The sequence below is a fragment of the Pseudomonas sp. SWRI22 genome, from assembly GCF_014268395.2.
Classification (GTDB): Bacteria; Pseudomonadota; Gammaproteobacteria; order Pseudomonadales; family Pseudomonadaceae; genus Aquipseudomonas; species Aquipseudomonas paracarnis.
In genome coordinates this window covers 2440420-2460767 of sequence record NZ_JABWQK020000001.1, presented here as the reverse complement: position 1 = coordinate 2460767, position 20348 = coordinate 2440420, and the positions used below count along the sequence as shown (strand labels likewise).

General features: G+C 61.3%; 17 protein-coding genes and 1 riboswitch. Of the genes, 10 read left to right on the top strand and 7 right to left on the bottom strand.

Annotated elements, in window-relative coordinates:
• The first annotated feature begins 6 nt into the window (after window positions 1-6).
• Window positions 7-1155, top strand: a complete 1149-nt coding sequence (locus HU730_RS10865) for a glycosyltransferase family 4 protein (protein ID WP_034125625.1) — start codon at window positions 7-9, stop codon at window positions 1153-1155.
• A complete protein-coding gene (locus HU730_RS10860) occupies window positions 1152-2033 on the top strand; it encodes a glycosyltransferase (protein WP_034125626.1) in 882 nt (293 codons plus the stop codon). Before HU730_RS10865 ends, HU730_RS10860 begins: the two co-directional genes overlap by 4 nt.
• Window positions 2034-2154: 121 nt before the next feature.
• On the opposite strand, the gene HU730_RS10855 is transcribed toward HU730_RS10860, so the two are convergent.
• A complete protein-coding gene (locus HU730_RS10855) occupies window positions 2155-3996 on the bottom strand; it encodes a bifunctional O-antigen ligase/aminoglycoside phosphotransferase family protein (RefSeq protein ID WP_186526784.1) in 1842 nt (613 codons plus the stop codon).
• Window positions 3997-4154: 158 nt separating this feature from the next.
• Here HU730_RS10855 and msbA point away from each other — a divergent pair, with 158 nt between their 5' ends.
• Window positions 4155-5960, top strand: a complete 1806-nt coding sequence (msbA, locus tag HU730_RS10850; protein ID WP_014716640.1) for a lipid A export permease/ATP-binding protein MsbA — start codon at window positions 4155-4157, stop codon at window positions 5958-5960.
• Window positions 5961-6189: 229 nt separating this feature from the next.
• Complete coding sequence (hldE, locus tag HU730_RS10845) at window positions 6190-7614, top strand: bifunctional D-glycero-beta-D-manno-heptose-7-phosphate kinase/D-glycero-beta-D-manno-heptose 1-phosphate adenylyltransferase HldE (protein WP_186526785.1); 1425 nt, start codon at window positions 6190-6192, stop codon at window positions 7612-7614.
• A gap of 27 nt (window positions 7615-7641) precedes the next feature.
• Here hldE and HU730_RS10840 read toward each other — a convergent pair whose 3' ends face one another.
• The 4 genes from HU730_RS10840 to HU730_RS10825 are packed head-to-tail and all read right to left on the bottom strand — an operon-like array spanning window position 7642 to window position 11018.
• Window positions 7642-8601: a metal ABC transporter ATPase gene (locus tag HU730_RS10840; protein ID WP_127880470.1), complete on the bottom strand. Its 960-nt coding sequence runs from the start codon at window positions 8599-8601 to the stop codon at window positions 7642-7644.
• 41 nt (window positions 8602-8642) lie between these two features.
• Complete coding sequence (locus HU730_RS10835; RefSeq protein WP_186526786.1) at window positions 8643-9455, bottom strand: aldo/keto reductase; 813 nt, start codon at window positions 9453-9455, stop codon at window positions 8643-8645.
• Window positions 9452-10627 (bottom strand): FAD-dependent oxidoreductase, encoded by a 1176-nt coding sequence (locus tag HU730_RS10830; protein ID WP_034125630.1) that lies wholly within the window; start codon window positions 10625-10627, stop codon window positions 9452-9454. Before HU730_RS10830 ends, HU730_RS10835 begins: the two co-directional genes overlap by 4 nt.
• 55 nt (window positions 10628-10682) lie before the next feature.
• Window positions 10683-11018, bottom strand: a complete 336-nt coding sequence (locus tag HU730_RS10825; protein WP_034125631.1) for a multidrug efflux SMR transporter — start codon at window positions 11016-11018, stop codon at window positions 10683-10685.
• Between the two features lie 103 nt (window positions 11019-11121).
• Here HU730_RS10825 and HU730_RS10820 point away from each other — a divergent pair, with 103 nt between their 5' ends.
• Together HU730_RS10820 and waaA are read left to right on the top strand one after the other, a co-directional pair.
• Window positions 11122-12012: a LysR family transcriptional regulator gene (locus HU730_RS10820; protein WP_186526787.1), complete on the top strand. Its 891-nt coding sequence runs from the start codon at window positions 11122-11124 to the stop codon at window positions 12010-12012.
• A gap of 23 nt (window positions 12013-12035) precedes the next feature.
• A complete protein-coding gene (gene waaA / locus HU730_RS10815; RefSeq protein WP_054918870.1) occupies window positions 12036-13313 on the top strand; it encodes a lipid IV(A) 3-deoxy-D-manno-octulosonic acid transferase in 1278 nt (425 codons plus the stop codon).
• 104 nt (window positions 13314-13417) lie between these two features.
• Here waaA and HU730_RS10810 read toward each other — a convergent pair whose 3' ends face one another.
• A complete protein-coding gene (locus HU730_RS10810) occupies window positions 13418-14857 on the bottom strand; it encodes a TolC family outer membrane protein (RefSeq protein ID WP_034125633.1) in 1440 nt (479 codons plus the stop codon).
• Between the two features lie 196 nt (window positions 14858-15053).
• Window positions 15054-15159: riboswitch (TPP riboswitch) on the top strand.
• Between the two features lie 149 nt (window positions 15160-15308).
• On the opposite strand from HU730_RS10810, the gene thiC reads away from it, so the two are divergent.
• A complete protein-coding gene (thiC, locus tag HU730_RS10805; RefSeq protein WP_034125634.1) occupies window positions 15309-17198 on the top strand; it encodes a phosphomethylpyrimidine synthase ThiC in 1890 nt (629 codons plus the stop codon).
• Between the two features lie 182 nt (window positions 17199-17380).
• On the opposite strand, the gene HU730_RS10800 is transcribed toward thiC, so the two are convergent.
• On the bottom strand, window positions 17381-18127 hold the full coding sequence (locus HU730_RS10800; RefSeq protein ID WP_034125635.1) for an RsiV family protein: 747 nt from the start codon (window positions 18125-18127) through the stop codon (window positions 17381-17383).
• Between the two features lie 193 nt (window positions 18128-18320).
• Between HU730_RS10800 and HU730_RS10795 the strand changes: the two genes are divergently transcribed.
• The 3 genes from HU730_RS10795 to cpdA all read left to right on the top strand — a co-directional run bounded on the left by HU730_RS10795 (window position 18321) and on the right by cpdA (window position 20288).
• The gene (locus HU730_RS10795) at window positions 18321-18938 is read left to right on the top strand and encodes an NUDIX domain-containing protein (RefSeq protein ID WP_186526788.1); all 618 of its coding nucleotides are present in this window, start codon (window positions 18321-18323) and stop codon (window positions 18936-18938) included.
• A complete protein-coding gene (locus HU730_RS10790) occupies window positions 18929-19378 on the top strand; it encodes a DUF1249 domain-containing protein (RefSeq protein WP_003188022.1) in 450 nt (149 codons plus the stop codon). Before HU730_RS10795 ends, HU730_RS10790 begins: the two co-directional genes overlap by 10 nt.
• Before the next feature lie 97 nt (window positions 19379-19475).
• Complete coding sequence (cpdA, locus tag HU730_RS10785; protein WP_054918866.1) at window positions 19476-20288, top strand: 3',5'-cyclic-AMP phosphodiesterase; 813 nt, start codon at window positions 19476-19478, stop codon at window positions 20286-20288.
• Window positions 20289-20348: the final 60 nt, after the last annotated feature.

The window sequence follows — 20348 nt, the reverse complement described above, 5'->3', positions numbered from 1 at the left end:
AGAGTTATGAAGCCTCGTTTCAAGGTTTTGCAGTTACAGCCGGACTACAACGTCAAGACCCATGACTTCGCGGACTTGGGTGAGCAAATCGTCAAATCCCTGCCGGCTGAGCGCTTCGAGGTGACCTCCGGATTTCTCAGTGGGCGCCCGCTGCCCGGCCAGCCCCTGAGCGTGGCCGAGCACTCCCATTATTTCGAGCTGCCGGAGAAGTCCCTCAAGGGCATTCGCTTTGGCGCCATGTGGCAGATCTACAAGTACTGCCGCGAGCAGAAGTTCGACGTGGTCATCTGTAACCGCTTCAAGTCGGTGAACATGATGCTGTCGCTCAACCGCTGGTTGAAGATCCCGCTGTGCATCGGCATCTCCCACGGCTTTGGCGAGTACGCCCGTGGTTACCGTCGGCGTCAGACCCAGCGCTGGGTCAGCCCGGCGTGGCGTTTTGTCGGGGTGTCCGAAGCGGTCAAGGACTACCTGGTAGACCTCAATTGCGGGTTCACCCCTGAGAACACCACCTACGTCACCAACGCGATCGACATTCCCCAGGCAGAGGCTTTACAGCTGTCCCGTGAAGACGCACGCAAGGCCCTGGGCCTGCCGATGGATGCACGGATGATCGGCGCCCTGGGCCGCCTCGTGCCGATCAAAGGCCATACCCATCTGCTGCAGGCCTTCGCCACGCTCAAGGACAAATACCCTGAGGCGCAGGTGGGGATTATTGGTTCTGGCCGTGCCGAAGCCGACCTGCGTGCCGACATCGAGCGCCTCGGCCTGACCGGCCGTGCGCACTTGCTGGGCTTTCGCGAAGACGGCATGAAGTACGTGCGCGGCTTCGATATCTGGACCATGCCGTCGCTGTTCGAAGGCCTGGGCCTGGCCTTGCTGGAAGGCATGAGCGGCCACCTTCCGGTGATCGCCTCCAACGGCCCGGCGATGCTGCCACTGGTGCAGGGTGCGGGCGGCTTGTCCCATGATCCAGGCAATGTCGAACAATTGGCTGCGGCCCTGGACACTTACCTGGCCTTGAGCGATGAACAATTGCGCGCCAAGGGGGAGGAGGTGTTCCGCTATCTGGAGGCCAACCACACCCTCGACGAGTTCAAGCACAAGTACCTGACCCTGATTGAAACCGGTTTGCGTGAAGTAGGTAGAGCATGAATCAGCAACAACCCCTGGTCTCGGTGATCATCGCTTCCTACAACCATGGTCAGTACATCGAGCAAAGCATTCTTAGCGTGCTGGGGCAGACCTACCCCAATATCGAGCTGTTGGTAGTCGACGACGGCTCCAAGGATGACAGCGTCGAACGCATCCAGCGCTTGCAGGCCGAGCACGGCTTTGATTTCCAGGTGCAGCAGAACCAAGGGCTCAGCGCGACCTTGAACGGTGCGATCGCTCGCGCCAAGGGTAGCCTGATCGCACCGTTCGGCTCGGATGACATCATGTTGCCGGACCGTATTGCCACCCAGGTGGCGTATATGGACGGCAAGCCGAAGGTGGGCATGTGTGCTGGCAATATCGAGCTGATCGACGGGGATGGCAACCTGCACCCGGAGAAGAAACAGCGTCGCGACGTGCCGTTTCGACGTCTGGACTTCGATGACCTGTTCCTGGACCGCAAGCCGTTTCCACCGGCGCCGACCATGCTGATTCGTCGCGAAGTGCTGGAGGAGGTCGGTGGTTTCGACCCGCAGATTCCCCTGGAAGACTTGCTGATCCAACTGAAGATTACGGCGGCGGGCTACACCATTGACGCCCTTGACGTGGTGATGGCCAAGTATCGCCAGCACGCCAGCAACACGTACAAGAACCACCGCTACATGATCCAGAACATCCTCAAGACCTACGCCAAGTTCAGCGAGCATCCGGCCTATGACGCGGTTCGCTACAACTTCCTGAACTCGATGTTTCTCAAGACCGCCGACCGCGACCGCCCGTTGGCGCGGGAGGTGCTCAAGCAGATCCCTTTGAAGTTCTGGGGGCGCAAGACCTTGCGCGGGCTGGTGCGGTTGTATCTGGCGCCGCTCAAGAACTGAACCGACGCCGCCCCCTGTAGGAGCGAGCTTGCTCGCGAAAAACGTCAACGATAACGCGTGTTTTCTGAGTAAAACGCGGCGCCTTTGAGTTTTTCGCGAGCAAGCTCGCTCCTACAGGTGTTTACAGGCTTTGGACCTGCTCGCGGATTTTCGCAGTGGCCGCTGGGCTCGCCTCCGAGGCGTAACCTTTGACCAATTGTTCGAAGTGCGTTTCGAACAGCCAGTTGCGATCCTGAGGATAACGTTGCATGTGGCGCAGGTTACGTTGGCGCAAGGCGTAACGCAGTGAAGACGGGTAGATGCGCAGGTCAGCCACGTCGATCAGGGCGAACTCACCGTCGTCCATCAACAACACGTTACCCAAGTGCAGCGAACGGAAGTACACGCCGCGCTCGTGCAGTTGCGCCATGAACCGTCCAAAGCGCTCAACCAGTGATTCACGCAGGCTGCTGTCCAGGCTTTGCAGCGCTTGGCGCAACGTCAGGCCGGGCAACGGCGTGTAGCGCACCGCGCTGCTGGCGTCGCTCAGGCGGTAGAGCCCGAGGATGTGCGGCGTAGGAATGCCCAGGGTGCGCAGTTGCTCGCTGTTGCTGGCAAAGCGCTCGGAGTACGGGTTGAAGCTGCCGGAGGTGTACCAGCGGCGTGGGCGGAACAGCTTCAGGAAACTGCCGTCCTCCAGGCGCAGGACTTTGGGACCCAGGCCATCGGCCTCAATCACATGGGCGTTGCTGCAAAGCTGTTCAAACGCTGCGGGCTTGAGGTTCTGCACCGGCATGCGCAGCAGGCTGCGATGGCGCTGGGCGAGGCTCAGGCCGGTGATAATTGCCAACGGAATCCACAGCAGGAACCAGTGCTCCTTAGGGCGCGACAGAATGCCGCCGCCCTCGGTCAGGCCCGCACCGATGCCGTAGGCCAGCAGTGACGAAGCCAGGATGAACAGCGGCTGGGCGCGTTGCTGCAGGCCTTTGTATAAGCCCCAAACGAGCATGAAGGCCCATGGGATGAAACCGATGATGCCGACGTAATAGAGCACGCCGAGGGCGAAGCTGTGGGTTTCGCGTAGTTGAAGGCCATCCGACACTGTGAGAAACAGCTCCGAGTCGTAGCTATGCCCGATCCATGGATGTTCGGCGATAAGCTGCAGAGACATGCTCCACAGTTCGAAGCGAAACGAGCTGCCGCGTTTGGTGATCAATTCGGGGTGGAGCAACAGGAGTCCGGCAGCACCCACGGCCATGCCGATAATGAGCAGTGCCGCACGGCGGTTGCGGCTTACGAAACTCATCCACAGGATGGCCAGCGTCAGCGCCACCAGTGGCGTGCGTGAGCCGGTCGCCAGCACCGCAGTGGTCATGACCGCCAGGGCCGGAACGCTGAACCACAGCACCTTGAGACGCTGGGTAGTCATGCAGACATACAGCCAGTACACCGTGAAAAAGCCAAACAGATGCGAGCTGAGCAGTGGGTTGTCGAGGGCGCCCAGGCCGCCGATCATGCGCATGCCGGGCGAATAGCCCTTGGCGAACGCCACCAGGTTACCCAGGCTGACCATCAGCGCAATCACCGCAGCGCTGAAGAAGATCGGCTTGAACAATTCGTTGCGGTAATGCAGCAGCAGACCGCAGCCGCCAAACAGCATGAAGGTATTCAATGGTCGCTTGAACAGGTCAGTATCGGAACTGGGCGCCGGGCTCCAGAGCAGACTGGTCAACGCCCAGGCGGAGAACGCCAGGAACGCGATTGCCAGGGGCTCGCGCAGCAGGTCCTTGAATTCCCGAGGGCGCATGCACAACAGAAACAAGGTCGGTACGCTGAACAGGATGTAGACAATGCGGTGCAGTACATTGCGATTGCCGACAAAGAACAGTGCACTCAGGAGCAGCAGCAAGCCAACAGGCAAAATCCATAGGACCAGGAAGTCGAAAACGCGATTTGAGCCATAGGTAAGGCGCTTGGAGTGCATACAGTAAAGCCATTCCAGAAATAGAAAGCCGACCATCTTAAGCTAGTGGCTAAGTAATGTCGCCGGTAGGATCCAACCGGGCCGCGGCTTACGCCGGGTGCAAGTACAACAGAGAAGCTGTGCTAAAGTCAGCCTCCTTTTTCAAAACGCCGCGTGATATGACCGACTCCAGTCCGAGCGCAAGCCCTTCGAGCTTGAAAATATACTTCCGCCTGCTCAGTTACGTTAAGCCCTATATGGGCTTGTTCGCGTTGAGTATCCTTGGATTTCTGATTTTCGCGTCGACCCAACCGATGCTGGGTTACATCCTCAAGTACTTCGTCGACGGTCTCTCCAATCCGGAAGCTGTGCTGTTCCCGACCGTGCCCTTTTTGCGCGACCTGCAATTGCTGCAGGCAGTGCCGCTGCTGATCATCCTGATCGCGGCCTGGCAGGGCCTTGGTTCGTTCCTGGGCAACTACCTGTTGGCCAAGGTCTCCCTGGGTCTGGTCCACGACTTGCGGGTGCAACTGTTCAACAACCTGCTGACGCTGCCCAACCGCTACTTCGATAATCACAACTCCGGGCATCTGATTTCCCGCATCACCTTCAACGTGACCATGGTCACGGGGGCCGCGACCGATGCTATCAAGGTGGTGATCCGCGAAGGCATGACGGTGATCTTCCTGTTCGCTTCCTTGCTGTACATGAACTGGCGCCTGACGTTGGTAATGATCGCGATCCTGCCGTTGATTGCCGTGATGGTCAGTACCGCCAGCAAGAAATTCCGTAAGCAGAGCAAGAAGATCCAGGTGGCCATGGGCGACGTGACCCATGTGGCCTCGGAGACCATCCAGGGCTACCGCGTGGTGCGCAGCTTCGGCGGCGAAGTCTACGAACAGAAGCGCTTTTTCAAGGCCAGCCAGAGCAACACCAACAAGCAACTGCGCATGACCCGCACCGGGGCGATCTACACCCCGGCGCTGCAATTGGTGATCTACTCCGCCATGGCCGTCCTGATGTTCCTGGTGCTGTACCTGCGTGGCGACGCCTCGGCGGGTGACATGGTGGCCTACATCACCCTGGCGGGCTTGCTGCCCAAGCCGATCCGCCAGCTCTCGGAGGTCAGCTCGACTATCCAGAAAGGTGTGGCTGGCGCCGAAAGTATCTTCGAACAGCTGGACGAAGACGTTGAGGTCGACCACGGCACTCTCGAACGCGACAAGGTCAGCGGTCGCCTGGAAGTGCGTCACCTGAACTTCACCTACCCTGGCACCGATCGCCATGTGCTCAAGGACATCAGCTTTACCGCCGAGCCTGGGCAGATGATTGCGCTGGTGGGGCGTTCGGGCAGTGGCAAGTCGACCCTGGCCAGCCTGATCCCGCGCTTTTACCATCATGAAAGCGGTGAAATCCTGCTCGATGGCATCGAGATTGAAGACTACAAGTTGCTCAACCTGCGCAAACACATTGCCCAGGTCACCCAGCATGTGACCCTGTTCAGCGACACTGTGACCAACAACATCGCCTACGGCGACTTGGCCGGTGCACCTCGTGCCGATGTGGAAGCGGCGGCGGCGGATGCCAATGCGAAGGACTTCATCGATCAGTTGCCCAAGGGCTTCGATACCCAGGTGGGTGAGAACGGTGTGCTGTTGTCCGGCGGCCAGCGCCAGCGCTTGGCGATTGCCCGTGCATTGCTCAAGAACGCGCCGTTGCTGATCCTCGACGAGGCCACCTCGGCCCTCGATACCGAGTCCGAGCGGCATATCCAGGCGGCACTCGATAAGGTCATGCAAGGCCGCACGACCCTGGTGATCGCGCACCGTTTGTCCACCATCGAGAAGGCTGACCTGATCCTGGTGATGGACGACGGGCGGATTGTCGAGCGTGGTACCCATGGCGAGTTGTTGGCGCAGAACGGTTACTACGCCCGCCTGCATGCCATGGGTCTGGATGCACCGGTGCAGGCTGATATCACCTGATCCAACCGGCATCACGGTGTAAAGGAAATGTAGGAGCGAGCTCGCTCGCGAAAAACCTCAACGATAAACCGCGCTTCCTGAATAAACGCGGCGTCTGTGAGTTTTTCGCGAGCAAGCTCGCTCCTACAGAGAGCAAATCCCCTCCCACATTTGCCCTGCGGTGGTCGCAAGCCATCGCAAACCCTGTGCTAATATCGCGCCCCTGTTCATTTTGTATGTGGGTTGCTCCATGAAGTTGTCCATGCCGCGATTCAATCAAGCCGCTGTCTTGGTGGTCGGCGATGTCATGCTCGACCGTTACTGGCATGGTGGTACCTCACGGATTTCCCCTGAGGCTCCGGTGCCGGTCGTCAAGGTCGAGCAAATCGAAGACCGCCCAGGTGGCGCTGCCAACGTCGCGCTCAATATTGCCGCCCTCGGCGCCCCGGCCTCCCTGGTGGGTGTGACCGGCGACGACGAAGCGGCCGAAAGTCTGGCCAACAGCCTGCAGGGTGCCGGCGTGCATGCGTTGTTCCAGCGCATCGCTCATCAGCCGACGATCGTCAAGCTGCGGGTCATGAGTCGTCACCAGCAGTTGCTGCGTATCGATTTCGAAGAACCCTTCGCCACCGACGCCCTGGCCCTTGGCGACCAGGTCGACGCGCTGCTCGACGGTATCAAGGTGCTGGTGTTGTCCGACTACGGCAAAGGCGCCTTGCAGAATCACCAGGTGTTGATCCAGGCCGCCAAGGCTCGCAACATTCCGGTGCTGGCCGATCCCAAGGGCAAGGACTTCTCTGTTTACCGAGGCGCCAGCCTGCTCACGCCCAACCTCAGTGAGTTCGAAACCATCGTCGGCGGTTGCGCTGATGAGCACGAACTGGTGAGCAAGGGCGCGGCGCTGATGGCCGATCTCGACTTGGGCGCCTTGCTGGTGACCCGTGGCGAGCACGGCATGACCCTGTTGCGTCCGGGCCATCCGGCGATGCACCTGCCAGCGCGTGCCCGTGAAGTGTTCGACGTCACCGGCGCCGGTGATACCGTGATTTCTACCCTGGCAGCCTCCATTGCTGCCGGTGAAGAACTGCCCCACGCCGTGGCCCTGGCCAACCTGGCGGCGGGCATTGTGGTGGGCAAGCTGGGTACCGCCGCCATCAGCGCACCGGAGTTGCGCCGTGCGATTCAGCGCTCGGAAGGCTCGGAGCGCGGTGTGCTAGGCCTGGAGCAATTGCTGCTGGCGATTGACGATGCCCGGGCTCACAACGAAAGCATTGTGTTCACCAACGGTTGCTTTGACATCCTGCACGCCGGGCATGTGACGTACCTGGAGCAGGCGAGTGCCCAAGGCGACCGTTTGATCGTCGCGGTCAACGATGACGCGTCGGTCAGCCGCTTGAAAGGCCCTGGCCGCCCGATCAACAGTGTTGACCGGCGCATGGCGGTACTCGCGGGCCTGGGTGCGGTGGACTGGGTGATCAGCTTCTCTGAAGGCACGCCGGAAAACCTGTTGGCCCAGGTCAAGCCCGACGTGCTGGTCAAGGGCGGTGACTACAGCGTCGACCAAGTGGTCGGTGCGGACATCGTCAGTGCCTACGGTGGCACGGTCAAAGTGCTGGGGTTGGTTGAAAACAGCTCCACCACCGCGATTGTCGAAAAGATCCGCAACAACGAGTGATACCCCGTGGGGCGAGCCTGCTCGCCCCTAGCTTTTCTTCGGCACGATCTTGCGCAGCATCTGCCGTGCCTTGCCGGTCAAGCGCTTGAGCTTGGAGTCTTTTTCCGGTTCTGCCAGGCCCTGCTGCCTGAGCCAATCCTTCCAGCGAATCCGCTCATCGCGCACCAGCCATCCCTCTTGCTGGGCAAAACTTTCCGCCAGATAGAGGCCGCGCGTGCTGGCCGGGTACAGTTGGTCTTTCTTGACCGTGTACAACTCTGCCAGTGGCTCGCCATCTTTGAGCGGCATCAAGTACAGGTCCGGGCGCTGACGGTCCAGGCGCGCCACCAGTTGGTCACCCTCCAAACGCTCATCCACATGAAACAAGCTGAGGGACTTGGCTTCCTTCGGCACTTCCAGGCGCAGGTCATAAATCAATTGCAGCGAGGCGGTCGGCAGGTGCACGTAGGCCCGTGGCCGCTCGATCAGTTGCATGGTGGCGCAGCGCACCGGGCGTGCGGCCCCAGACAAAGGGCTCAGGCGAAACGGCAGGGCCTCGCGGTAATGCAAAGCTGCGGAGTAGGGCGCCGGCAGCCAGGTGTCGTTGAAGCGCCCGCCGAGCCAGCCTTCTGGGGTTTCGAGCAGACACTCTTCGGCAATTTCCTGGATGGCGGTGTGCAGCGGCAGGTTCAGTTCATGGGCCGGGACGTAGCCGGAGATCAGCTTGAGCACAACATCGCCACGGTCCTGGCGGCGTTGGCGCACCAGCACCCAGTAGTCCTTGTTTTGCCAGTGCAGGGTCAGGCGTACCGAGACGCCGAGGTTCGCCAGTTCCAGGGCGAAGCGCTCGGGATCTGACACCTCGACCGGCTTGCGCCGCTGCAAGGTCTGGGCGAAGTTGAGCGGCATGCCGACGCTCTGGTAGCTCAGGCCTTCGGGGGTGGCTTCGACGTGCAGCGGCAGTGTCTTGAAGTTGCTGGGGTTCTTTCTTATTAGCGTACGCGGCATGTCGGCTCCTTCTTGCGACGGGGTCGGCCGCGTGGGCGGCATCAGAGTTGACGAATGACCCGGGCAGCAGTTGCTACGTTATGGGCCAGGTGCAGCGGATTAATGGTCCCGACAATAGCACTGGCGACGCCCGTTTGCGCGAACAACAAGGTGAAACTGGCCTGAATTGGATCCATTCCCGGTTCCAGGCATACGTGGCCGCTGGCCAGCGCCTTTTTCACCAGGATGCCCTTGCCGTGGGCGGCCGCATAGTCGATCACGGCCTTCTCAGCCTGTTCGTTGAGGTTGTAGGTAACCATCGCACAGTCGCCCTGCTCCAGCGCTTTCACCCCGCCTTCGACGGTTTTGCCGGAGAAGCCGAAACCGCGGATCTTGCCGTCTTTCTTCAGCTGCGCCAGGGTCTGGTAAACCTCGCAATCATTGAGGATATGCAAGTCGTTGCCGTCGGAGTGCACCAGCACCAGGTCGATAAAATCCGTTTCAAGTCGTTTCAGGCTGCGTTCAATCGACATTCGCGTATGGGTCGCGCTGAAATCGTGGTGGGACACGCCATTGGCAAACTCTTCGCCAACCTTGCTGACGATTACCCAGTCCTTGCGCTGGTCACGCAGCAGCGGCCCCAGGCGCTCTTCGCTCATGCCGTAGGCCGGCGCGGTGTCGATCAGGTTGATGCCCAGCTCGCGGGCCTGGCGCAACAACATGCGGGCGTCGTCGTCGCCAGGGATCTGAAAGCCGTTGGGATATTTCACCCCTTGGTCGCGGCCCAACTTGACGGTGCCCAGGCCCAGGGGCGACACCAGCAGGCCGGTGCTGCCCAGGGGGCGATGCAGGTCGTGCAGGGTTGGCAGGCTCATGGCAACAGTTGCTCCCAGGCGGGTTGGCCGATTGCCGGCGCTGGCAGCTCGGGCAGCGGGGTATTGGCGCCTGGGCGGATGCCGTCGCGCTCCAGAGCGTGGAGTACGCGGTCGGCGAAGTCCGGCGCCAGGGCCAGTTTGGTGGGCCAGCCCACCAGCAGACGGCCGTCTTCGGCAAGGAACGCGTTATCGGGACGGCTCAGCCCCGATTGCAGCGGCTCGGCGCGATCCACCCGCAGGGTGGCCCACTGGGTCTGGCTCATGTCGATCCAGGGCAGCAGTTGCGCCAGCTCTTTCTGCGCGGTGGCGATCTGTTCTTCAGGCGTACGCCCCACACCGTCAGCCTCGGCGATATCACCGCCCATGTACCAAACCCAATTGCCATCCGCGGCCGGGTGGGTGGTCACGGTGAGACGCGGCTTGGTGCCGCCGCCCAGGCAGTGGGCGTACAGCGGCTTGAGGCCTGGGCCTTTGGCGATGATCATGTGCAGCGGGCGTTTTTGCATGGCCGGCTGGCTATGGCCCAAGGCGGCGAGCAAGTCTGCCGTGCCGCCGCCAGCGCTCAGGACTATGCGCTGGGCGCGGATCTCACGACCATCGACCTTCAAGCCCACCAGGGTGTCACCCTCCAGCAACGGTTCGATGTGCTGACCAGCGAGCAGACCGTCACCGGCCAGTTGCGCCAGGCGGTTGATCAGGCTGGGCACGTCCACCACCAGCTCGGCCAGGCGATAGACCTTGCCTTTGAAGCGACGGTCCTGCAGCGCCAGGGGCAGTTCGTCGCCCTTGACCTGATCGACGCGGCCACGCACGGCCTTGCTGGCGAAAAAGCTGGTGAGGTTGCCGGCAATCGTGCCGGGCGACCACAAGTAATGCGCCTGGGACAGCACGCGCACACCGGACAGGTCCAGCTCGCCGCTGCCGGCCAGGGCTTCACGCCAGCGGCGCGGCATATCGGCAATGGCTTCGGAGGCGCCGGTGAGGGCGCCATGCAGGGCGTATTTCGCACCGCCGTGAATGATCCCCTGGGACTTCAGGCTTTGCCCGCCGCCCAGGGTGGCGTTTTCCACCAGTACCGTGGAGAACCCCTGGCCGCGCAGGCGCGCATTGAGCCAGAGGCCGGCAACCCCGGCGCCGACAATCAGAACGTCGGTGGAAATAACGGATGGCATCGGCGACCTCAGTGTTCAAGACAAGAGGCGCAGTATACAGGCTGTTGAGTGGCGGTCAGTGCCCGGCGGTTTTCGAGAACAGCTGAATCACCACCACGCCCAGCACAATCAGGCCCATCCCCAGCATCGCCGGCACATCCAGCTTCTGCCCATAGATTAACAACGCCGCGATGCTGACCATCACGATGCCCATCCCGGCCCACACCGCGTATGCCACGCCGACCGGCACGGTGCGTACCACTAGGGTCAGCATCCAGAACGCCACGCCGTAACCGACGATCACCAGCAGCAACGGGATAGGGGTGCTCCAGCCTTTGATGGCTTTCATGGAAACGGTGGCGATCACTTCCGAGCAGATGGCGATGGCCAAGTAGTAGTAGGCGGCATTCATGGGGCAATCCTCGACGTGATGCGCATTTGATAAGGTCGGCATTCTAGAGGTTCGCCAGATGGGGTAAAGTCATTACCTATCTGGAATTGAGATGGGTTGAGCCATGAGCGTGCAATGGGATCTGGAGCAGATGCGGCTGTTTGTCAGCGTCGCCGAGCAGCGTTCGTTTTCTGCCGTGGCCCGTGGGCAGCGCAAGGCGCAATCGGCGGTCAGCAGTGGCATTGCCCTGCTGGAGGCTGACTTGGGCGTTGTCCTGTTCGAACGTAGCAGCGGCCGGCAACCGCGCCTGACCGAGGCCGGCAGTGTGTTGCTGGAGGAAGCGCGTGAGGTGCTGCGCCAGTGTGAGCGCCTCACGGGCCGGGCGTTGTCGTTGACCCGCGGCGAGGAAGCCTGCCTGCGCCTGGCTCAGGATGAGGCGATGTTGTTCCAGCCTGTGCTCGACAGCCTGGAGGCGCTGGCGGTGCACTACCCGCTTTTAGAGGTGCAGTTGTCCAGCGCGGCCCAGGGGGATGTGGCGCGCAAGCTGGTGGAGCGCAAGGCGGACCTGGGGCTGTTGTTCTATCACGACCAGATTCCCGAAGCCCTGGAGCGAAGGGTGGTGGGCAGCGTGGAAATGGTCACGGTGTGCGGAGTCAATCACCCGTTGGCCAAGGAGCAGTACGTGACGTGCCAACACCTGGCCCAGTTTCGGCAGTTGCTGATGTCGACCCAGACCAGCGTCTACCCCGGCAGCGAGGCGGCCAGCCCCCTGGTGTGGCGCGCCGACAGCTTCTACGTATTGGCCGAATGGCTGATGAGTGGCCTGGGCTGGGCCTGGCTGCCTCGGCATATCGTGCAATACCCAACCTACCAGCAACAGATGATCGAATTGGCCAGCGAATGGACCCCGCCCGCCCTGGTGGTGGAACTGGTGTGGCGCCGCGACGAGCACCTGGGGCCCGCCGCTCGCTTCTTGGCCAAACGTTTTGCCGAGTGCTTGCAGGCGATCGACTGAAAAAGCCGATAAACTCCGCCGCCATGAATAGAACTCTCTACAGCTGTCTGTTTTACCTGGCGCTGCCGTTGGTGGCTTTACGCTTGTGGTTGCGTGCGCGCAAAGCGCCGGCCTATGCCAAGCGGGTGGGCGAGCGGTTTTCCTATGGCTTGCCGGTGATGCGGCCCGGCGGGATCTGGGTGCACGCGGTGTCGGTCGGCGAAAGCATTGCCGCCGCCCCGATGATTCGCGGCTTATTGGAGCGTTATCCACAGCTGCCGATGACTGTCACCTGCATGACACCCACAGGTTCCGAGCGTATCCAGGCGCTATTTGCCAACGAACCGCGCATCCAGCACTGCTATTTGCCGTACGACTTGCCCTGCGCCGCCAAGCGTTTTCTCGACCGCGTGCAGCCTACGCTGGCGGTGATCATGGAAACCGAGCTGTGGCCCAACCATATCCATGCCTGCGCCCAGCGCGGTATCCCGGTGGCGCTGGCCAATGCGCGGCTGTCGGCGCGTTCGGCCAAGGGGTATGCGCGATTTGCCAAGCTGACGGCGCCGATGCTGGCAGAAATGAGCTTGTTCGCGGTACAGACCGAGACAGAGGCCGAACGTTTTCGCGGCCTGGGCGCACGGCCTGAAACCGTGGAAGTGACCGGCTCGATCAAGTTCGACCTGAGCATCGACCCTCAGTTGACGGCCCGCGCCGCCGCCCTGCGTGAACAATGGGGCGCCAGCGAGCGTCCGGTCTGGATCGCCGCCAGTACCCACGAAGGTGAAGACGACGTGGTGCTGGCAGCTCATCGCCAGTTGCTGGCGAACTATCCCAATGCACTGCTGATTCTGGTGCCTCGTCATCAGGAGCGCTTTGGCCCGACGTTTGAGCGCTGCGTGCAGCAAGGGTTTGCCACCGTGCGTCGCTCCAGCGGTGAGCCGGTCACCGAGCAAACCGCGGTGCTGCTTGGCGACACCATGGGCGAATTGCTGTTTCTTTACGCCCTGGCCGACAGCGCATTTGTCGGCGGCAGCCTGGTGCCGACCGGCGGGCACAACCCGCTGGAACCGGCGGCGCTGGGTAAGCCGGTGATCATGGGCCCGCATGTCTTCAACTTCCTCGACATCACCGCGATGATGCGCGACGCCGGAGCTTTGCGGGAGGTGGACGATGCCGATGGGCTGGCCGAAGCGGTGCGACAGTTGTTTGAGTTGCCCCAGGACGCACGCAAGATGGCGCAGGCTGGGCTCAAGGTGATGCAGGCCAACCAGGGCGCGTTAAAGCGTTTACTGGATGGCTTGGACAAACTGATCAAACACTGACCACACCAACCCAATGTGGGAGCTGGCTTGCCTGCGATAGCATCACCTCGGTGTACCAGATATACCGAGGTGTCTGCATCGCAGGCAAGCCAGCTCCCACATGGTTAATAGCCGGGGCGGGCCTTGAGCTGTTCGGCAGCGGCTTTGGCTAGGTCCGGCGGCAGGAAGTCTTTGTCCGGGTTGTAGTCGGCCTTGAGGTAGCGCGCCAGATCCTGCAAATCCCCTGGGTTGAGCGTGCCTGCCGCCTGCTTCAAGCGCAGGTTATCGAGGATGTAGTCGTAGCGGCTGTTGTTGTAGTTGCGCACCGACGCGTACAACTGGCGCTGTGAATCCAGTACGTCGACGATGTTGCGCGTGCCCACCTGATAGCCGATTTCCGTGGCTTCCACCGCGCTCTGGTTGGAGATGATCGACTGACGGCGTGCCTGTACCTGCTCCACATCGGTGTTGACTGCACGGTGCAGGTTACGGGTGTTTTCCACTACCTGGCGGCGTAGGCCTTCGCGCTGTTGCTCGGTCTGGTCGAGGCGCGAATAGGATTCGCGCACTTGCGAACTGGTGAGGCCGCCGCTGTAGATCGGGATGTTCAAGCGCAGGCCGAGGGTGCGTTGCGACACATCGCCACCGTACGGGATGGGCAACTGATTCGGGTTGCTGAAGCCCAGGGCGTCGTTGTCGCCTTTTTCGTATTGCGCAACCGCATCGAGCGTCGGCAAGTGGCCGGCCTTGCGCTGCCGGAGGGTCTCTTCGGCGGCGGTTACCGCGTAATTGCTGGCGAGCAGGTTAAGGTTCTGGCGCCCGGCAGTTTCGACCCAGGCCTTGGCGTCGTTCGGTGCCGGCGGCAGCACCGGCAGCGTGTGGACGATACCCTGAATCGAGTTGTATTGGCGGTTGGTCAGGGTGATCAGCGCTTCGAAAGCGTCGTCCACCTGACGCTGGGCCAGGATGCGGTTGGCCCGGGCAGTGTCGTAGCTGGCCTGGGATTGCAGCACATCGGTCTTGTCCGACAGGCCCACATCGAAGCGTTCGTTGGACTGGTCGAGCTGGCGCTTGAAGGCATTTTCTTCGGCCTTGGTCGACGCCAGGTTGTCCTGGGCGCGCAGCACGGCGAAGTAGCTCTCTGCACTTTGCAAAATCAGGTTCTGCTCGGAAGCCGACAGTTGCAGCGAGGCTTGCTCGTTAACGGCTTGGGCGGCTTGCAGCTGGAACCAGCGGTCGGCACGGAACAGCGGCTGGCTCAGGGTGGCCCGCCAGGAGTGGGCGTCACGGTTGGCCGTGGCGGCCGGTTGGTCGATCTGGGTACGTACGTTATTGCTGTCGGCGCCGGCCGACAGATTCGGCAGCAAACCTGCGCGGGCCTGGGGCACTACTTCTTTTTGCGCGCCGTACTGCGCACGGGCAGCGGCCAGGTCGGCGTTGTTGTTCGCCGCTTCCTGATAGACGCTGACCAGGTCGGTATTGGCGGACAAGGGCGCTTCAGCTGCCCAGACCAGTCCGTTGGTCGCACAAGACACGGCAACAGCCAGTGAGAGTTTGCGCAGCATGAGGCGATCCCTAGTAAGAATATTACGGTGATAATTCAGCGCCCAAGGCTAAGGCTGGCCATGCCTGGCGTCAAGCCTTGAGGCCGTGCCCGAGTGTAGTGGCCGTACCGTCACACAACAATCCCACGATCACGCCATTCATCACGCTGAATGCACCGCTATTGGCAATTTGCCCACGCCATGGTCTAGACTGGCCGCGTTCTTGTCGGGGTGCCTTGTTGGAAGGCTGAGATCGGTAAATACCGGATCCCGTTGAACCTGATCAGGTTAGCGCCTGCGTAGGGAACAAGATTTCTCGTCACCCGGCGAGTCCTCTTGTGCTTCGTCCGGGATGTTGTTCGACAATCGAACAGCCCTCGTGCGCCAAGCACAGCACTGGTTCCAGTGCGTCCGTCCGTCACAGGTTCGCTCCGACAAAAATCCACCGCCTGGATAAGTTGGAGAGCCTGTGATGAGTACAAAACTAAAAAATACCGTGCACCTGAGTGAATCGGCCAAGGTCGACTCCGGCTCCGTGCAGCCATTTACCCGCTCGCAAAAAATCTACGTGCAGGGCTCCCGCCCGGATATTCGCGTGCCGATGCGTGAAATCAGCCTGGACGTGACCCCCACTGAGTTTGGTGGCGAAATCAACGCCCCTGTAGTGGTCTACGATACCTCCGGCCCCTATACCGACCCCAATGTCATCATCGACGTGCGCAAAGGCTTGGCCGATGTGCGCTCGCCGTGGATCGAAGAGCGTGGTGACACCGAGCGGCTGGCCTGCTTGAGTTCACGCTACGGCCAGGAACGTCTGGATAACCCCGACCTGGCCTACCTGCGCTTTGCCCACCTGCAAAACCCGCGTCGGGCCAAGGCCGGCGCCAACGTCAGCCAGATGCACTACGCGCGCAAAGGCATCATCACGCCAGAAATGGAATACGTGGCCATCCGCGAAAACATGAAGCTTGAGGAAGCCCGCGCCAGCGGCCTGCTCAAGCAACAACATGCCGGGCACAGCTTCGGCGCCAGTATTCCGAAAATCATCACGCCCGAGTTCGTGCGCGAAGAAATCGCTCGCGGCCGCGCAATCATCCCGGCCAACATCAACCACACCGAGCTGGAACCGATGATTATCGGCCGTAACTTCCTGGTGAAGATCAACGGCAACATCGGCAACAGCGCCCTGGGTTCGTCCATTGAAGAAGAAGTGGCGAAGATGACCTGGGGCATTCGCTGGGGCTCGGACAACATCATGGACCTGTCCACTGGCAAGCATATTCATGAAACCCGCGAGTGGATTATCCGTAATTCGCCCGTGCCGATCGGCACCGTGCCTATCTACCAGGCCCTGGAAAAAGTCGACGGCGTTGCCGAAGACCTGACCTGGGAGCTGTTCCGCGACACCCTGATCGAACAGGCCGAGCAAGGCGTGGACTACTTCACCATTCACGCCGGCGTACTGCTGCGCTACGTGCCGCTGACCGCCAATCGCGTCACCGGCATTGTCAGCCGTGGCGGCGCGATCATGGCCAAGTGGTGCTTGGCCCATCACAAGGAAAACTTCGCCTACACGCACTTCGAAGAGATCTGCGAAATCATGAAGGCCTATGACGTCAGCTTCTCCCTGGGGGATGGCCTGCGCCCGGGGTCGGTGGCCGATGCCAACGACGCTGCGCAATTCGGTGAACTGGAGACTCTGGGCGAGCTGACCAAGATCGCCTGGAAGCACGACGTACAAACCATGATCGAAGGCCCCGGCCATGTGCCGATGCAACTGATCAAAGAGAACATGGACAAGCAGCTGGAGTGCTGCGACGAGGCGCCGTTCTACACCCTCGGCCCGCTGACCACTGATATTGCGCCGGGCTACGACCACATCACCTCGGGTATCGGTGCGGCGATGATCGGCTGGTTCGGTTGCGCCATGCTCTGCTACGTCACGCCCAAGGAGCACTTGGGGCTGCCGAACAAGGATGACGTGAAGACCGGGATCATCACCTACAAGATTGCGGCCCACGCGGCCGACCTTGCCAAAGGCCACCCTGGCGCGCAGATTCGCGATAACGCCCTGAGCAAGGCGCGCTTCGAATTCCGCTGGGAAGACCAGTTCAACCTCGGCCTGGACCCGGACACCGCACGGGCATTCCACGACGAGACGTTGCCCAAGGAATCGGCCAAGGTCGCGCATTTCTGCTCCATGTGTGGGCCTAAATTCTGCTCGATGAAGGTCACCCATGAGGTGCGTGAGTACGCGGCCAACCAGCGCATCGATGCGGTGGATGTGGACGTGGCCAAGGGCTTGGCCGAGCAGGCTGAGCGTTTCAAACAGGAAGGTAGCCAGCTCTACAAGAAGGTCTGATCCCTAGGCGGCGGTGTCTGCACCGCCGTCATCGCGGGCAAGCCCGGCTCCCACAGTTGGCCTAAGTGGACACAGATTTTGTGTTCACAGCCGATCCCCTGTGGGAGTCGGGCTTGCCCGCGATAGCGATCCGACGAACACCCAATCTCCCTCTGCAATAACACCCTTGAACCACCAACCGATCAACGGCGTGCGGGCACCAGCTCAGGCTTGATCACGCCGGTGAGGCGCGTATAGGGCAGGGTGATTTCGATCAGCCCCTGTGCGTAAGGGGCGATGGTGCTGACGTTGTACTTGAGCACCACGCCGCCGCTGGTCAGGGCCACGTTCGGGGTTTTCTGAAACGGCCAGCTCTTCACGAACTCCGGATCGCGGTCCATCTTGGTGCCGATCAACCAACTGTTGTGGGCGACTTTCGCGGTATTCCAGAAGGCCTGCTCTTGGCCGGGCAGCAGCATGTCGGCCAGGGTCAGTTCCTTATGCAGAATCCGTGAATAGTTGATAAACCCCCGGCCTGGCTCGCCGTGGGCGACGCCGGTGTCCAGGTAACTGGACACTTCAACGATCACCAGTCCGTCATGCTGGTCACGTACCTTGGCTTGCAAGTACATGCCATGGCGGTCCGGCGACTCACGCAGGAAGGTGTTCCGGTAGGCGTTCAGGCTCGCCGGTACGCTGGCGCCAGGCGTGGTGCGGGTCATTTGCAGCAAACGCTGTTCCACCAGGCTGTCGAGTTGTGGCTCGGTGGGGAAATGCACGGTGTCGATGTTCACCAGCGGGCAGGCCGGGCTGTCACAGCCGGGCTTGATCTGCTCCGATTTGTCGGTGGTAACGTCCAGCGGCTTGAGATAGGCCGGTTGGAACAGGCTCTGGCAAGCACCCAGGGTCAAGGCAATACAGGCCACGGAGGCGATTTTTAAAAGCGACATGTGTGTCCTTCGTAAATCGATGGAAAGCGAAAAGAGTAGCGCTTGGACTGCCAACGTGGCCGCCAGTTCGCCACTAAACTGATTGCAGCGAGTTTGACGCTCGCCGCCTCTCCCGGCAACCGCAAAGGGGCTGCATCAACGGGCGTCGGCGCGTTAGGATGGCGCCCATTGCACGAGCTTAACGAGGGACACCATGACGGACATCGCGAAGTCGACGCCGAACAAGATCGAGATTGTTCAGCGTGACAATGCCTATAAAGGCTTCTACAAGCTCGATAGCGTGCAACTGCGCCACGAAAAATTCGACGGCGGCATGAGCCGGGTGATCAACCGCGAGGTGTTCGTGCGTCATGACGCCGTGTGCGTGCTGCCCTACGACCCGCTGCGCGATGAGGTGGTGTTGATCGAACAGTTCCGCGTCGGCGCCATGGGCCGCGCCGACAACCCCTGGCTGGTGGAGATGGTCGCCGGCCTGATTGACAAGGATGAGCAACCCGAGGAGGTTGCACACCGCGAGGCCGAGGAGGAAGCTGGGCTGACATTCTCCGCGCTGTGGCCGATCACCAAGTATTTCCCGTCGCCGGGCGGCAGTACCGAATTTGTCCACCTGTACCTGGGCCGATGCGACAGCTCGGGCGCGGGTGGCGTCCATGGATTGGAAGAAGAAGCAGAAGACATCCGCGTCACCGTCTGGGCATTCGAAGATGCCTTGCAGGCGGTGCGCGATGGCAAGATTTCCAACGCAGCCAGCATTATCGCCCTGCAATGGCTTGCGCTTAATCGCGCGGAAGTGAGGGGGTTATGGCAGTAAAGGCACGGGAACGTTATCGAGTTGACCTGATCGGGCTGCAAGCGGCCTGCGAGGCCAACTATGCGCGGCTGATGCGCCTGCTCCCGGACATGCGCCACGCCCCGCAGGCGCGGCGCATTGCTGTCACCCATGGCGATCAGATGCTCGGTGTGCTGACCCTGGAAGTCATTCTGACCTGCCCGTACACCACCACCCTGCGGGTGCGCCAGGAGCACAGCCTGCCGTGGTTGCCGGTGCCGCAACTGGAAGTACAGGTGTACCACGACGCGCGTATGGCCGAAGTGATCAGTGCCGAGCACGCACGACGCTTTCGCAGCATCTATCCTTACCCGAATGTGTTCATGCACCAGCCCGATGAGAAAGCACAGCTCAATGTGTTCCTCGGCGAATGGCTCAGCCACTGCCTGGCCTTGGGCCATGAGTTTGAAGTGGTGCGGTAGATGTGAACTGTGCCTGCTTCCTTGGGTTTCCTCTTTGTGTCCTGCCCCAGCATAATCGCGCCAAATGTCCATTCCTGTAGTTGCCAGGGAGAGCGCCTTGCCGAGCGTATCCGCCGTGAATCCTGATGCCGTGTTGCTGGTGCAGTTGTCCGACAGCCACCTGTTCGCCGACGCTGACGCCACGTTGCTGGGCATGAATACCCGTGAAAGCCTGCAGCGGGTGGTCGAGCTGGTGCGTGCGCAACAGCCGGCCATCGACCTGATACTGGCGACCGGCGACTTGTCTCAGGACGGCACGCTGGCGTCCTATCAGCAGTTTCGCGATTTGACCGCTCCCCTTGGCGCCCCGGCGCGCTGGATTCCCGGCAACCACGACGAACCGCAGGTCATGGCCCAGGCCGCCATGCACAGTGATTTGCTCGAACCGGTGGTGGATATCGGCAACTGGCGTATCACCCTGCTGGATTCGGCGGTACCCGGTTCGGTGCCGGGCTACTTGCAAGACGAGCAACTGCAACGGCTGGCGCAGGCCTTGAGCGAAGCGCCGGACCGCCATCACCTGGTTTGTTTCCACCATCATCCGGTGCCCATCGGTTGTGCGTGGATGGAGCCTATCGGCCTGCGCAACCCCGAGGCGCTGTTTGCCGTGCTTGAGCGCTTCCCGCAGACCAAGGCATTGCTTTGGGGCCATGTGCATCAGGAGATCGACGGCGAGCGCAACGGGGTGCGACTGCTGGCTTCGCCGTCCACCTGTATCCAGTTCGCGCCGGGAAGTGAGGATTTCCAGGTCAGCGAGCAGGCGCCGGGTTATCGCTGGTTGCGTTTGCATGGCGACGGACGGTTGGAGACGGGGGTGGAGCGTTTGGTGGGCTTCGCATTCACCGTCGATTACGGCAGCACCGGCTATTAAGACCTGCAAACACTGATCAAAGGGTGGGAGCTGGCTTGCCTGCGATGGCGGTGTACCTGG